The sequence below is a fragment of the Actinosynnema sp. ALI-1.44 genome (genome assembly GCF_001984155.1).
In the GTDB taxonomy this organism is placed as follows: domain Bacteria; phylum Actinomycetota; class Actinomycetes; order Mycobacteriales; family Pseudonocardiaceae; genus Kibdelosporangium.
In genome coordinates this window covers 238300-251466 of sequence record NZ_MTQO01000049.1, presented here as the reverse complement: position 1 = coordinate 251466, position 13167 = coordinate 238300, and the positions used below count along the sequence as shown (strand labels likewise).

Genomic DNA, 13167 nt, shown 5'->3' with positions numbered 1-13167 from the left:
AGGAGCTGCCATGTCCCAGCCCACCTCCGCCGCGCCGAAAGCCGGTTTCCTCGCCAGGACGGCGGTCCGCGCCGCGAACTGGTCCGAACGCTGGTTCCCGAACACACTGGTGTTCGCCCTGCTCGTCGTGGCGCTGGTCGCCGTGGCCGCGGTCGCGGTCGGCGCTTCCCCGATGAGCGTCGCCACGGCCTTCGGCGGCGGGTTCTGGGATCTGATCCCGTTCACCATGCAGATGGCCATGGTCGCCATCGGCGGCTACGTCGTCGCCACCGCCGGGCCGATCCGGCGGGTGATCGACCGGCTCGCCCGGCGGCCCCGCACCGGACGCGGCGCGATCGCGCTGGTCGCCGCACTCAGCCTCGTCTCCGCGCTGTTCAACTGGGGATTCAGCCTCATCTTCAGCGCACTGCTGGTCCGCCGCCTCGCCGAACGCCCCGGACTGCGGATGGACTACCGCGCCGCCGGGGCCGCCGCCTACCTCGGCCTCGGCGGCAGTTGGGCACTCGGGCTCAGCTCCTCGGCCGCGCAGCTTCAGGCCAACCGCGCCAGCATCCCCTCCTCACTACTGCCGGTCACCGGCGTGATCCCGTTCCGCGAGACCATCTTCAGCTGGCAGTCGCTGCTGCTGGCCGCCGTCGTCGTGGCCGTCTGCGTCGCGGTGGCGTTCTTCTCCGCCCCACGCGGTGATCTCATCCGCACAGCGGACGATCTCGGTGTCGACCCCCGTGATCCCGTCGAGCAGGACCCGCCCCGCACCCGGCCCGGGGAATGGCTGGAGTACAGCCCATTGCTCACGATCGTCGTGGTCGCGCTCGTCGGCGGCTGGGCGGTACGGGAATTCGGCAGCAAGGACCCGATCGTCGCGATTTCCGGGCTCAACACCTACAACCTGCTGTTCCTCACGCTCGGCCTGCTGCTGCACTGGCGCCCGCGCCGCTTCCTCGCCGCGGTCACCAAAGCCGTTCCCGCCACCGGCGGCGTGCTCATCCAGTTCCCCTTCTACGCCGGTATCGCGGCGATCCTGACCAAAGCCACCGACAGCACCGGGCAGAGCGTGTCCCACCACCTCGGGGCCGCGTTCACCGGAGCCACATCCGCCGCGCTGTTCCCGCTGCTCATCGGCGGCTACTCCATCGTGTTGGGCTTCCTGATCCCCTCCGGCGGCGGGAAATGGGTCATCGAAGCACCGTATGTCATGCAGGCCGCCAACGACGCTCACGTCAGCCTCGGCTGGACCGTGCAGATCTACAACGCCGCCGAAGCGCTACCGAACCTGATCAACCCGTTCTGGATGCTCCCGTTGCTGGGCGTGCTCTCGCTCAAAGCCCGCGACATCGTCGGATTCACCTTCACCTACCTGATCATCCTGCTGCCACTCGTACTCGGCCTGCTCACCCTGCTCGCCCCCACCGTCGCCTACCACCCTCCCGTCCACTGAGGACCATCTGATCCGGCTGCATGCCACTTCACAGCGTCCCGAAGGGTGCGGGGGAGTGGCCTTCCCAGATCTTGCGGGATTCCTGTTCGGGGTAGGGCAGAGTCTTCGACTCGGTGTCCAGGACGCGGGTGAGGTGCCCGCCCGGCCGGTGAGCGGACCAGCCCGCGTCGCCGGTGGTGACGAACCGGACCCATGTCTCCTGGAGTTCGCGGGAGAGCGCGACGGCCTCGGGAGTGGGCTCTTCGCCGATGAGCTGGGTGCCGACAGGGCTGTCCAGCGTGCCGAACGCCAAGGGCATGTCGAGGCTGTGGCAGGCGCCCAGGATGCCGCCGCGGACCGGGGCGACCCAGCACAGTTCGAACAGGTACGAGGTGCCGCCGGCTGCGGCGTTCGCCTCGGCCAGCTTCTGTGACGGCATGCGGAAGAGGGCGTCGGAGTACACCGTCTCCACCAGTTGCTCCGGGCCTGCCTGCGGGAACGCGGCACGGTAGGCCCGCGCGCCGTCCGGCTGCGGGGCGAGCAGTTCCAGGGCTGCGTGGGCGTCCTCCTCGGTGAAGGTGCCGTACCGTCCGCTCATGACGCTGAAGTACCGGAACTCGTCCCGGGCGTGGCCGACGAGCAGTTCGGTCCCGCTCGCGCGCGCGCCGGTCAGCGCGGGCCAAGGCGTTTCCGCGAGGACCTCGCCGTCGACGACGGGGCACAGCGCGGTGCCGGTCTGGGTGAGGCGTCCCCAGCTCTCCCGGTGCGCGTGGAGGCCGGCGTTGAAGGAGGTGAGCTCGGCGGCCAGGTGCCATGGGTCGATGTCGCGCAGGGCCTCGGCGGTGGGGGCCGCCGCGCCGAGCCGGTCCGCGAACACGGCGGTGACCTGCCGTGCCAGCGCGGGAGTGCTGTACAGCCCCGGCACCGAATGGGCGATGGCCCGCCGGAACAGGCCGCGCGCGGACTTCATCGTCAGCAGGGCGGCGACCGAGCCCGCCCCGGCGGACACCCCGCCCACGGTGACCCGGCCGGGGTCGCCTCCGAAAGCGGCGATGTTGCGCTGCACCCACTCCAGCGCCGCGATCTGGTCGAGGAAGCCGCGGTTGGGCGGCGCGTCGTCGAGGAACGCGAATCCCTCCGCGCCCACGCGGCAGTTGATGGTCACCACGACGACGCCCGCCTCGGCCAGCGCTGCCGGGTCGAACATCGGGTCGCTCGACGCCGCCGAGAGGTAGCCGCCCACGGGGATCCACACCAGCACCGGCAGGCCCGCCGCGCCGGGATCCGGAGTGCCGACGTTGAGCGTCAGCCAGTCGGTGCCCTGCGGGGTCACGTCGACCGGCAGGGACAGCGGCACCATGGGGCCGAACTCGACCGCCTGCCTCGTCCCCTCCCAGCGATGCGGCGGCGCGGGTGCGGCGAAGCGAAGCGCTCCGACCGGAGGCTGGGCGTAGGGGATGCCGCGGAACACCGCGTGCCCCTGCTGCCAGCGCCCCTGCACCACGCCTTCCGTGGTCCGTACCTTCGGCTGTTCGGACATGACGATTCCTTCCCTCGAGTGGACCACAGAGTTGTAGGTCAAGTGTATTATGTCAACTGTATTGGAACGGTCCCGGGGTACGAGGGAAGGGTCGGCGATGCCGAAACAGGTGGATCACCGCGGACGCCGCGAAGCGATCGCCCGCGCACTGTGGCGGGTGGTGGAGCAGCGCGGCGTCACACAGCTGACGATGCGCGTGGTGGCGCAGGAGGCGGGCATGTCACTCGGGCAGCTGCAGCACTACTTCGCCTCCCGGACCGCGATGCTCTCCTTCGCCATGGATTTCGCGTCCGAGCAGACCTCGCTGCGGGTACACCAGGGGCTCGAAAAGCTCGGTGACCGTCCGCACCCCCGTGAGGTGCTGCGACTGACGCTCGCAGAAATGCTTCCCCTGCACGCCGACGCCCGCGCGACCAGCCGGATGAGCGCCGCCTACGTCCTGGAGGCGCTGCACGACAAGGCCGTACACGAGCATGCGCGCCGCGGCCTCGTCCAAGGGCGGGCCCTCGTCGAGCAGTTGGTCCGCCAGGCGATCGCCGACGGGCACATCGACCCCGGCTGCGACCCGGCGACCGAGATCAACCTGCTCCTCGCCCTCACCGGTTTCACCTCCCTGATCGAACTCGACGTGATCGAGCCCCAGGACGCGCTCGCCGCGATCGACGTGCACCTGGACCGGCTGTTCAGGAGTACCTAGGTGCGTGCAGGCTGCACGATCGATCCTGCCCGTCGGCAATCACATCACGGGCGGCCCACACCAGGGGGTACATGACCATGTCGTTCGACTCCACGCCAGACACTCTTCGGCACAGCCTGCGAGTCGCCGAGCTGATGGGCGAGCTGATCAAGGAGTTGCTTGACCGGTCGGTCCGACACGACCTGAGCAAGACCCGCGAGCCGGAGCGGGCAGTCTACGACGAGGTCGTGCCGCAACTGCGCACCGCGACCTACGGCAGCGTGGAGTATCGGACTCTGGTCGACGCGATGGGCGAGGGGCTGCGACACCATTACGCGCACAACCGTCATCACCCAGAGCACTTCGCCGACGGGATCAACGGCATGACCCTCGTCGACCTGCTCGAGATGCTGGCGGACTGGAAGGCGGCCACCGAACGCACCTCGCATGGCGACCTCGCGGACAGCCTGACGATCAACCGCGAACGGTTCGGTATCGCACCACAGCTGATGGACATCCTGGCGAACACCGCTCGCCACTTCGGGTGGCTGGCCGCGGAGCCAGACCACAACGCAGCGCCCTGACACGGCGCTGTCAGGCGAAGTAACGCCACCAGAGATACGGAGCGGCGACCGCGATCGTGATCACTGTGACGATCGAGCCTTTCTTGGTGAACTCCCAGAAGCTGATCGGGGATCCGGCACGAGCGGCGATGCCCAGTACGACGACGTTGGCGCTGGCGCCGACGGCGGTCATGTTCCCGCCCAGGTCCGCGCCGAGCGCCAACGACCACCACAATGCCTGGGAGTGGGTCGGGTCGCTGATGCCCGCGGCCAGTTGGTGCACGAGTGGGCTCATGGTGGCCACGTAGGGGATGTTGTCGATGACCCCGGACAGCAGGGCGGACACGCCGAGGATCAGCATCACCGCCACGAGCGCGTCACCGCCGGTGGCATCGGCGGCCCAGGTGGCGAGAGTGCCGATGACACCGGTTTTGACCAGTGCGCCCACCATGATGAACAACCCGGCGAAGAACAGCAGCGTCTCCCACTCGACACCGCCCATGAAGTCACGTGGTCGCAGGTTCGTGATCAGGACCAAGACCCCGGCGCCCAGCAGCGCGACCACGGAGGGTTCGATGTGGAACGCCGAGTGCCCGACGAAGCCGACGAAGACCACAAGGAGCACCGCGCCGCACTTGACCAGCAGCCGGGTGTCGCGGATCGCTTCGCGCTCGTTGAGCGCCATCACACTGGCGACGCGGTCGGGGTCGGCCGTGAACGAGCCGCGGAACAGCAACGGCAGGATCAGTGTGAACACGATCAGCTCGACGGCGATGATCGGCGTCATGTGGGCGAGGAAGTCGTTGAACGACAAGCCCGCCCGGCTGCCGATGATGATGTTGGGCGGGTCGCCGATCAACGTGGCCGCGCCGCCGATGTTCGAGGCGAGCACTTCGGCGATCAGGAACGGGATCGGGCTGATCCCGAGCCGGTCGCACACGAGCAGGGTGACCGGCGCGATCAGCAGCACGGTGGTGACGTTGTCCAGGAACGCCGAGGCGATCGCGGTGATCAGGACCAGCAGGATCATGACTCTGAGGGGTGACCCGCCCGCGCGCTTGGCGGCCCAGATCGCGACGTATTCGAACACGCCGGTCCTGCGCAGCACCCCGACGATGATCATCATGCCGAGCAGCAGGAAGATGACGTCCCAGTCGATGCCGGTGTCGTGCGAGTAGAAGGCGTCTTGCGAGCCGACGACACCGATGGCCATCAGCACCGCGGCGCCGCCGAGTGCGGCGATCAGGCGGTGGACCTTCTCGGTCGCGATGAGGATGTAGGCCACCACGAACACGGTGACCGCGACGGCGATCACCACGTGCTCCTCAGCGTGCCAGGGCGAACTCCAGCAACCGGGATGCGGTGATCACGCCGATGAGCTGCTTGTTCTCGACGACCGCGACCAACGGGCAGCGCATGCGGGCCATCACCGCGGCCACCTCGATGACCGTGTCGTCCGCCTCGGCGACCGCCAACTCCGGACGGTCCTTGGGAAGCAACTCGCGCACGATGTGTCCGGAGAGCTTGTCGGCCACCTTGTCGGCGAACTGCTCGTCGATCACCCCGGCCAGTGCCGGGTCGTCCTGGACGTAGCTCGGCACCAGGAAGCGCACTACCTGGGATGCGCCCAGCACTGAGTGCGGGCAGCCGTCGGTGTCGGTCACCACCAGTCCGGGCATGCGGTGCTCGCCCATCAGCCGAGCGGCTTCCAGCGCGTCGGCGTCCAGGCTGGTGACCGGGTACTCCTCGGCCATGTCCCGTGCTCGCACACCCGCAGAATACGACCGTGGGGCAGCTCATGCCGATTTCCTGTCGTGGTCTTGACGCGCGCCGGTCGGCAGGTTGTCGGGGCATTCCACCCGCAGGGCCTTGGCGACGGGGACGTCGGTGGAGGAGTGCAGCACGATCGACACGGCGATGGTGATGGCCACGAGGTCGAAGACGTGTTCACCGGCCGGGATACCGGACTGGAGGGCGAGCAGGCCGTAGACCACGGACGCGAAGCCCTTCGGGCCGAACCACGCCGCGGCGGTCCGTTCTCGTTGGGGCAGGCGGGTGCGCACCAGCGACAGGAGCATGCTCGCCGGGCGCACGAGCAGGATGGCCAGTACGGCGACAGTCCAGTCGCCCAGGCTCAGGTGAGAGATCCGCTCCGGGGTGATCAGGGCGCCGAAGACCAGGAGCGCGCCGAATTTGGTCAGTTCGGACAGCAGGTCACCGAGCGGCTCGAAGTGCTCGGCAGCCGTGCGGTCCAGCGTGGCCAGGGTCGACCCGGCGATGAACGCGGCCAGATAGGGATTGGCGTGGGTCAGGTGGCAGGCGGCGAACAGCGCGACCGCGATCGCCAACGGTCCGAGCGCCTGCAGTCGCGGCTCGGCGGTCAGGACGCGCAGCCGCCAGGCCAGCGCGACGACGGCGGGGATGACGACGCCGAGGACCAGGCCGAGCGCCAACTCGATGCCGACCTTGCCGAGGTCGGACTCCTGGCCATTGGCGGTGGCCAGGAAGATGAGCACGAACGGGAGCGCGAGTCCGTCGTTGAGCCCGGATTCGACGTTCAGCAGGCGGCGCAGGCGCAGCGGGACGTCGTCGCGGCCGACGATCGCGGAGGCGAACACGGGGTCGGTGGGGGAGAGGATCGCGCCGAGCAGCAGCGCGGTCGGCCAGTCCAGCCCGGCCAGGAAGTGGCCGGGGATCGCGATGCCGATCATGGTCAGCGGCATCGCCAGACCCAACGCGCGGCCCGACAGCCGCCAGCCCTCCTTCAACGCGGGCAGGCTGGCCCGCTGGCCGTCGGTGAACAACACCGTGAACAACGCGATGTCAGCCAGACCGGTGACCAGCGGTCCGGTCGGCGAGATCTGGACGAGGTCGAAACCGCCCTGGCCGATCAGGGCACCGGCGACGAGGAACATCAGCGCGGTCGACAGCACGGTTCTGGCGGCGACTCCCGACAGCGACACGCTGATCAACAACACCACGCCGAACGCCAGCACCAGCGCCACGTAGAAGTCTCCCCTCGCCTCAACTCCGCTCCACCGTGCAGCGAAGTGCCGACCAGACTTCCCGGCGCACCGCGCGTAAAGATGCCGCAAAAATGGATCAACCGCAAACCGGGCCGACCGTGAGGCTCAGAGAAAAGTCCGCTTTGCCGCAGTGGGAAGAACAAGCTTTCTGTCGGCGCACTCGTCGGGACGCAGTGCGGGCGTCTCGCTCATTCCGCGCCTACGCTGGACCGGCTGAACCGGCGGGGTAGGTCTCGAGCGGGACCGCGCCTGCCGCCCATGCGTCGAGGATCGGCTCCACGATCCGCCAGCACTCCTCGGCCTCGTCGGCGCGGATGGCCAGGGTCTGGTCGCCGCGCAGTACCTCCACCAGCAGCCGCGAGTAGGCGGGCAGGTCGTTGGCCGGGAACCGGGCGGCCAGTTCGGCGCGCTCCAGGTCGAACGGGTCACCGGCACCGTTGAGGTTCACGGCGAGTTCGACCCGGTCCGGGTCGAGTGCGAAGCGCAGTACGTCGGCCGGTGCGGTGTCCGGGAACGGCTGGTGCGGCGTGGGTTTGAAGTGGACGAGGATCGCCCGGTGGTCACGGCCCAGCGCCTTGCCGCTGCGCAGCCGGAACGGCACCCCGGCCCATCGCCAGTTGTCGACGAACAGCGTGACCTCCGCGAACGTCTCGGTCTCCCTGCTGGGGTCCACACCGGACTCGTCCGCGTACGCTGGAACGTCCCGGGCGTCGACCTGACCGGCTGTGTATCGGGCTCGGCGGGTGAGCTGGGCCATCCGGGCGGGGTCGGGCGCCCTGACCGCGCGCAGGACGTCGACCTTTCCGTTGCGCAGGTCCCGCTCGCTCATGCTGGTGGGCGGTTCCATGGCGACCAGCGCCAGCAGTTGGAGCAGGTGGTTCTGGATCATGTCCTTGAGCGCGCCCGCGGAATCGTAGTAGCCAGCGCGGTTTTCGAGCGCGAGCGTCTCGTCCCAGACGATGTCCACCGAGCTGACGTGCAGGGCGTTCCAGACCGGTTCGAAGATCCGGTTGGCGAACCGCAGCCCGAGCACGTTCAACACGGTCTGCTTGGCCAGGAAATGGTCGACGCGGAAGACATCCCGTTCGTCGAAGCAGGAGTGGATCGCCTCGTTGAGCCGTCGGGCGTCCGCCAGGTCGGCACCGAACGGCTTCTCCACCACGAGCCTGCTGCCCGCCGGCAGCGGATGGTGTGCCAGTGCGCGGAGCGTGTCCAGGAAGATCGCATTGGGCAGCGCCAGGTAGATCACGGCCGGTCCGCGCAGACTGCCCAGCGCCGACCCGAGATCGCCGGGGTCGGTCACGTCCGCGGGGTGGTATCGCAGTCGTCTGACGAATTCGGCAACCACCGGCGCGGGGAGGTCCGGTGCGTGGTGCTCCAGCCGCTTGGCCGCCTCGGCTCTGAACGAGTCGTCGTCCGCCGTGCCGCGATCCACGCCCACGATCGTCACCCGATCATCGAGCATGCCTGCCGCGTGCAACCGTGCCGCGGCCGGGAGCAGGTACCGCCCCGCCAGATCACCCGAAGCACCCAGCACGACGAGCGTGTCGACCACCCAGCACCTCCATTGCCGACGCTGTCAAGGTGCTCGTTACCCGCCGGGGCACTCGGCGAAACCCGGGACCAGCGCCTGCCATCGGCACCGTTCACGCCTTCCCGTCGTGCCCTACGGCATCGGGCTCGGCTCGGCGGGCCAGCAGTTCGGGAGCAAGGATCCTCACAAGGCCCGGTTCGATGTGGACAACGCCTTCGGCCGCCAGTGCCCGCAGCGCGCGATGGACCGACACGCGAGTCGCTCCGACCGCTTCGGCGAGTCCTTGCTGTGCACCGGGCAACACCACAGTCGTGGTGGCTGACTGGCTGGTCGCGCGCGACAACCACGCCGCAGTACGAGAATCCCCGCCGGTTGGCCGCGCGTGTGGCGCACCGGCAGCACTTGACTGAGTTGCACGCCGCGGGGCGACTGGTGATGGCCGAGCCCTGGCAGGACGATTCGGGGGCGCTGCTGGTGTTCCGCGGCGACCAGGCCGAAGTGGAAGCGATCATGGCCGCTGACCCGCACTACCGGGCTCCCGGCGTGTGCGTCGACAGCCTGCGCCAGTGGCGCCCCATCGTCGGCAGCGCCCCGCCACCTCGGCCAGCGTAGCGATCCCCCGACCGGATGACATGGCTGGCTCCACTGTGGACAGGTTCGGCGCGCCGCGGTGCTGTTCGTCGACGGAGCGCACGGGGTCAAGTGGGTAGCTCGCCGGTGGTGACGAAGTCAAGGCGTCGGGCCACGGACACGACCTGGTCGGCGAACCGTTCGTAGAACCGGGTCACCAGGGCGAGGGTGGCCGCCGCCCGCGGACCGTGCGGAAAGTCCGGGTCGGTGATCTGGGTCAGGACGCCGGCGTGCAGGTCGTCGACCGTCCTGTCGATGTCGGCCAGTTGGGTGAACACCCCCGGCTCGGGAGCGGTGATGGATGTGGTCAGCCGATCGGCCATGCTCGCGGTGAGCCGGCCCAGTTCGGCGACCGTGTCCCGCAGGTCAACCGGGACGGCATGGCTGGGGTGGGCCACGCGGGCGGTGTCGGCCAGGTGTGCGGCCAGGTCGCCCATTCGCTCGATCTTTTCGGCGCAGTAGACCGCTGCGAGCACCGCGCGCAGGTCGCTGGCGACCGGGGCTTGCAGGGCCAGCAGACTGTGGGCGTGTTCCTCGCACTGGGTGCGTTGGGCATCGATGGTGGCGTCGTCGGCGAGGACCTGCTCGGCCAGCGGTAGGTCGGCCTCCAGCAGCGCCCGGGTGGCGTGCCGCATCGCGGCGGCACCGGCCGCGCTCATGGCGGCGAGGTCGGTACCGAGTTGGGCCACAGCTCCCTGGAAGGCGTCGCGCATCCAGGCATTCTGCCCGATCTGGAACAAGCGGCACACCTTCATGGCCCTGCGCACGGCAGCTGGGCGTTTGCTCGAGCACACCTGCGCAGCCATGCCGCGTGCTCTCCGGCGGAGAACTCCGCGCAATGCGTGACCACTGAGACCAGTGCCGCGAAAGGCCGGTGAAAAGGCGGTGAAATGCCGTGTGGTTACCGTGGGCCACGGCCCGGTCGACGACTGGGCACACACCACAGGTGAGCCCGGCAGACTGGAACCTGTCCTACATACCGATGAACCGGGGAGAAAACTTGCGTTCGACTCTCAAAATCGGAGCCATCGCCGCCGTTCTCGGCCTGTCACTGACGAGCCAGGCTACCGCCGCGTCGGAGAACTCCGGTCTCCGTCCCATGTCCCATTCCCAATGCGACGCTGCCGTGAACGTCGTCTGCGGCTGGAGCGGAACCGGCTATTCCGACAACACCTACGCGTGGCGATACTCCACCGGCAATACGGGCGGTCCCGTCCGCTCCATCTGGAACAAACGAGGATCGTGGGTGGTGGTTTACTCCGGCACGAACTACACCGGCGACCGGTACACCGTCAACGCGGGCGCTTCGGTGCCGGTACTGCCGTTCCCCGCTCACTCGATCGCCACTAGCGGCTAATCGATCCTTCGCAGCCCGCCGCCTGTGCCGCTCGGTGCCGGTGGGGATGGGAGCGACGACGATCTCGGCGCCGGACGCTACCGGCCTGGCGGCGACAGTGCGACGAGAAGGACCCGGAATGCCACGTCGGACACGACCGGAGCCGACCCTACGTTTCGCCTACAGCTTCGGTAGACGCTGTGCGGTTTCGAGCAAAGGCCTAAGTGGATCACCGGTCTGCCGGACACGGTCGAGGACGGTGCGGATGGTCCACCGGTCGGGACGCAAGCCGGGGTCGTCCAGTTCGTCCCAGCTGATCGGTACCGACACCGGTGCGTGGCGGGACGGACGCACGCTGAAGGGTGCGACAAGTGTCTTGTTGATGGCGTTCTGCGTGTAGTCCAGGCGGGCGCGCCCGGCTCGGTCCTTGCGGTACCACTGCCAGCTGACCAGGTCCGGGAGTGTCGCGCCGACGGCGCGGGACACCTTGCGCACCCAGTCGCGGGTGTCGTCGAAGGTGTAGCCGGGCTGGACGGGGACCCAGATCTGGATGCCGCGTTGGCCGGTCACTTTGGGCATGCCCGAGACACGGAGGTGGTCGAGGGCTGTCCGGTACAGCCGGGCGAGGGTGAGCACGTCGTCGAACGATGTGCCGGTGCCGGGGTCGATGTCGATCAGTGCCCAGCTGGGTTCGTGCACGTGGGGCAGACGTGAGGTCCACGGGTGCAGTTCGATCCCGCCGAAGTTGGCCATCCAGACCAGTGCGGGGATGCTGTCGAGAATGGCGTAGCACTGGGTTTCGCCGTCGTCGGCGTCCTGGTTGTGCCATTGCGTCAGCCAGTCCGGGGCGTGGCCGGGTACTTCCTTGTGCCAGAATCCCGGCTGGTCCACCCCGTCGGGGAACCGGTGGGTGTTCACCGGTCGTTCGGCGAGGTAGGGCAGCATGAACGGGGCGATGAGCGCGTAGTAGCGGATCAGTTCCCGTTTCGTGATGGGCGGATCGGCGGGGACCAGGACTTTGTCCAGGTTGGTCAGTCGCACCTCGCGGCCCTGGATGGACCATCGGCCGGTCGTCTTCATCTCGTCGAGCGCCGCGAGCTCGTCGTCGGTCAACGCGGGCCATGACCGGACTGGTTGTGGTACAAGGAGTTGCTCGGCTTCCTCGGCTGGGACGTCGCTTCGCCACAGTGCGTCCGGCGCGTGGGCCACTTCGTCGTTCGTTCGGCCGGTCTTCACCGATTTCGGCAGGTCGTCCGGGTTCCAACCGGGTCGGGCGTGTTCGTCGTTCTTGTGGATCAGGATCCAGTTCTTCTCGTCGTCCCTGCGGACCAGCACGAACCGCCCGGCGAGCTTGTCGCCGTGCAGGTCGAAGTGCAGTTCACCGTTGGCGATCGCCTTACGCGGATCCTTCGTCTTCGCAGGTTCCCAGGTTCCCCAGTCCCAGACGGTGACGTCGCCACCGCCGTATTGCCCCTTCGGGATCACGCCTTCGAAGTCGAAGTACTCGATCGGGTGATCTTCGACGTGCACGGCGAGCTGACGGGCCTTCGGATCGAGGGTCGGTCCGCGGGGGACTGCCCAGCTGACCAGGACGCCGTCCAGTTCGAGCCGGAAGTCGTAGTGCGTCCGGCGTGCACGGTGTCGCTGCACCACATACCTGCTCGACCCGTGCGCAGGTCGCCCGCCCGCCGGTTCCGCGGTCGTCGAGAAGTCGCGTTTCGCTCGATACGGGGCTAGCCGGTCGTTGTCCGTCACCTTGTGTAAGTACCCGCGTCGAGAACAAGCTACCCCGGATCGGCAGGACAGACGCAGGCGGAGTCGCGATTCCTGCACCTGGAACCGAGAACTCCAAGGCCGAACGCGCGAAAACGGACACGGTGTCCGCTCGCTACGACGAGGTACTGAACAAGGTCGCCGGAATACCCGCTGGTGCCGGACTGACTCTGCTTTGTGCCCCGATCGAGTCGATGACCCACTTCTCCTAAGCTGCGCCTCGTGACCGCTCAGGAGAGGGAAGCCGACCCCGTGCAAGTTCTACGGCAGGCAATCGTCGAAGCGCTACCGCGACTGCAAACCGTCGAGTCCGACGCCAACGAGCTGACTTCGGGCAGAAACACAGCGGAAATGGTGACGGAAACGGTCAACACGGTGTTGCTCGCGTTCACCAGAGCCGCCGCTCCCTTCGGCAACGAGCTCGCCGCGCGGGCGGCCCAACAGCCCGGCGGACCGTTGGCCACCGCGATGAGCTATCTGCGCGACGCGTTCGCGCGGTTGGCCACTGGTGACGTGTCGCCCGCGTGCACCTCCATGGCCTTGGCACAGTCGGAGCTGAACCAACTTGACTGAGCGGTCTCGAATCCCTCGAGTAATCCGAGCTACCATCGGCTCGCGTCTTGATCAGTGGCCTTCTTGGGCATCGTTCGGACGCAGCTCAGCTCCCTGATG

General features: G+C 68.2%; 13 protein-coding genes and 1 pseudogene. 6 read left to right on the top strand and 8 right to left on the bottom strand.

Annotated elements, in window-relative coordinates:
• The first annotated feature begins 10 nt into the window (after positions 1 to 10).
• Positions 11 to 1438: a TIGR00366 family protein gene (locus tag ALI144C_RS31110; protein WP_076990737.1), complete on the top strand. Its 1428-nt coding sequence runs from the start codon at positions 11 to 13 to the stop codon at positions 1436 to 1438.
• Between the two features lie 28 nt (positions 1439 to 1466).
• On the opposite strand, the gene ALI144C_RS31105 is transcribed toward ALI144C_RS31110, so the two are convergent.
• Positions 1467 to 2957, bottom strand: a complete 1491-nt coding sequence (locus ALI144C_RS31105; protein WP_076990736.1) for a carboxylesterase/lipase family protein — start codon at positions 2955 to 2957, stop codon at positions 1467 to 1469.
• 97 nt (positions 2958 to 3054) lie between these two features.
• On the opposite strand from ALI144C_RS31105, the gene ALI144C_RS31100 reads away from it, so the two are divergent.
• Together ALI144C_RS31100 and ALI144C_RS31095 are read left to right on the top strand one after the other, a co-directional pair.
• Positions 3055 to 3654: a TetR/AcrR family transcriptional regulator gene (locus ALI144C_RS31100; protein WP_076990735.1), complete on the top strand. Its 600-nt coding sequence runs from the start codon at positions 3055 to 3057 to the stop codon at positions 3652 to 3654.
• Between the two features lie 71 nt (positions 3655 to 3725).
• The gene (locus ALI144C_RS31095) at positions 3726 to 4217 is read left to right on the top strand and encodes a DUF5662 family protein (RefSeq protein WP_237774399.1); all 492 of its coding nucleotides are present in this window, start codon (positions 3726 to 3728) and stop codon (positions 4215 to 4217) included.
• A gap of 10 nt (positions 4218 to 4227) precedes the next feature.
• On the opposite strand, the gene ALI144C_RS31090 is transcribed toward ALI144C_RS31095, so the two are convergent.
• The 5 genes and pseudogenes from ALI144C_RS31090 to ALI144C_RS31070 all read right to left on the bottom strand — a co-directional run.
• A complete protein-coding gene (locus ALI144C_RS31090) occupies positions 4228 to 5511 on the bottom strand; it encodes an SLC13 family permease (protein ID WP_076990996.1) in 1284 nt (427 codons plus the stop codon).
• Between the two features lie 10 nt (positions 5512 to 5521).
• Positions 5522 to 5965 (bottom strand): CBS domain-containing protein, encoded by a 444-nt coding sequence (locus tag ALI144C_RS31085; RefSeq protein WP_076990734.1) that lies wholly within the window; start codon positions 5963 to 5965, stop codon positions 5522 to 5524.
• 27 nt (positions 5966 to 5992) lie between these two features.
• Complete coding sequence (locus ALI144C_RS31080; protein ID WP_076990733.1) at positions 5993 to 7201, bottom strand: cation:proton antiporter; 1209 nt, start codon at positions 7199 to 7201, stop codon at positions 5993 to 5995.
• Positions 7202 to 7421: 220 nt separating this feature from the next.
• Positions 7422 to 8777: a glucose-6-phosphate dehydrogenase gene (locus ALI144C_RS31075; RefSeq protein ID WP_076990732.1), complete on the bottom strand. Its 1356-nt coding sequence runs from the start codon at positions 8775 to 8777 to the stop codon at positions 7422 to 7424.
• A 91-nt stretch (positions 8778 to 8868) separates the two neighbouring features.
• Positions 8869 to 9102 (bottom strand): annotated as a pseudogene (locus ALI144C_RS31070) (helix-turn-helix domain-containing protein); the annotation flags it as partial.
• A 56-nt stretch (positions 9103 to 9158) separates the two neighbouring features.
• Here ALI144C_RS31070 and ALI144C_RS31065 point away from each other — a divergent pair.
• The gene (locus ALI144C_RS31065) at positions 9159 to 9368 is read left to right on the top strand and encodes a hypothetical protein (protein ID WP_237774398.1); all 210 of its coding nucleotides are present in this window, start codon (positions 9159 to 9161) and stop codon (positions 9366 to 9368) included.
• 86 nt (positions 9369 to 9454) lie between these two features.
• Here the strand turns inward: ALI144C_RS31065 and ALI144C_RS31060 are convergent, their stop codons facing one another.
• Positions 9455 to 10099: a phosphate signaling complex PhoU family protein gene (locus tag ALI144C_RS31060; RefSeq protein WP_076990994.1), complete on the bottom strand. Its 645-nt coding sequence runs from the start codon at positions 10097 to 10099 to the stop codon at positions 9455 to 9457.
• Positions 10100 to 10332: 233 nt separating this feature from the next.
• Between ALI144C_RS31060 and ALI144C_RS31055 the strand changes: the two genes are divergently transcribed.
• Positions 10333 to 10743: a peptidase inhibitor family I36 protein gene (locus tag ALI144C_RS31055; protein ID WP_076990731.1), complete on the top strand. Its 411-nt coding sequence runs from the start codon at positions 10333 to 10335 to the stop codon at positions 10741 to 10743.
• A gap of 159 nt (positions 10744 to 10902) precedes the next feature.
• Here the strand turns inward: ALI144C_RS31055 and ligD are convergent, their stop codons facing one another.
• On the bottom strand, positions 10903 to 12477 hold the full coding sequence (gene ligD, locus ALI144C_RS31050) for a non-homologous end-joining DNA ligase (protein WP_076990730.1): 1575 nt from the start codon (positions 12475 to 12477) through the stop codon (positions 10903 to 10905).
• Positions 12478 to 12717: 240 nt separating this feature from the next.
• Here ligD and ALI144C_RS31045 point away from each other — a divergent pair, with 240 nt between their 5' ends.
• The gene (locus ALI144C_RS31045; RefSeq protein ID WP_076990729.1) at positions 12718 to 13068 is read left to right on the top strand and encodes a hypothetical protein; all 351 of its coding nucleotides are present in this window, start codon (positions 12718 to 12720) and stop codon (positions 13066 to 13068) included.
• Positions 13069 to 13167: the final 99 nt, after the last annotated feature.

Excerpts from the sequence above, each read along its gene's own strand:
- ALI144C_RS31110 (WP_076990737.1), top strand. The coding sequence starts at position 11 with ATGTCCCAGCCCACCTCCGCCGCGCCGAAAGCCGGTTTCCTCGCCAGG.
- ALI144C_RS31105 (WP_076990736.1), bottom strand. The coding sequence starts at position 2,957 with ATGTCCGAACAGCCGAAGGTACGGACCACGGAAGGCGTGGTGCAGGGG.
- ALI144C_RS31100 (WP_076990735.1), top strand. The coding sequence starts at position 3,055 with ATGCCGAAACAGGTGGATCACCGCGGACGCCGCGAAGCGATCGCCCGC.
- ALI144C_RS31095 (WP_237774399.1), top strand. The coding sequence starts at position 3,726 with ATGACCATGTCGTTCGACTCCACGCCAGACACTCTTCGGCACAGCCTG.
- ALI144C_RS31060 (WP_076990994.1), bottom strand. The coding sequence starts at position 10,099 with ATGCGCGACGCCTTCCAGGGAGCTGTGGCCCAACTCGGTACCGACCTC.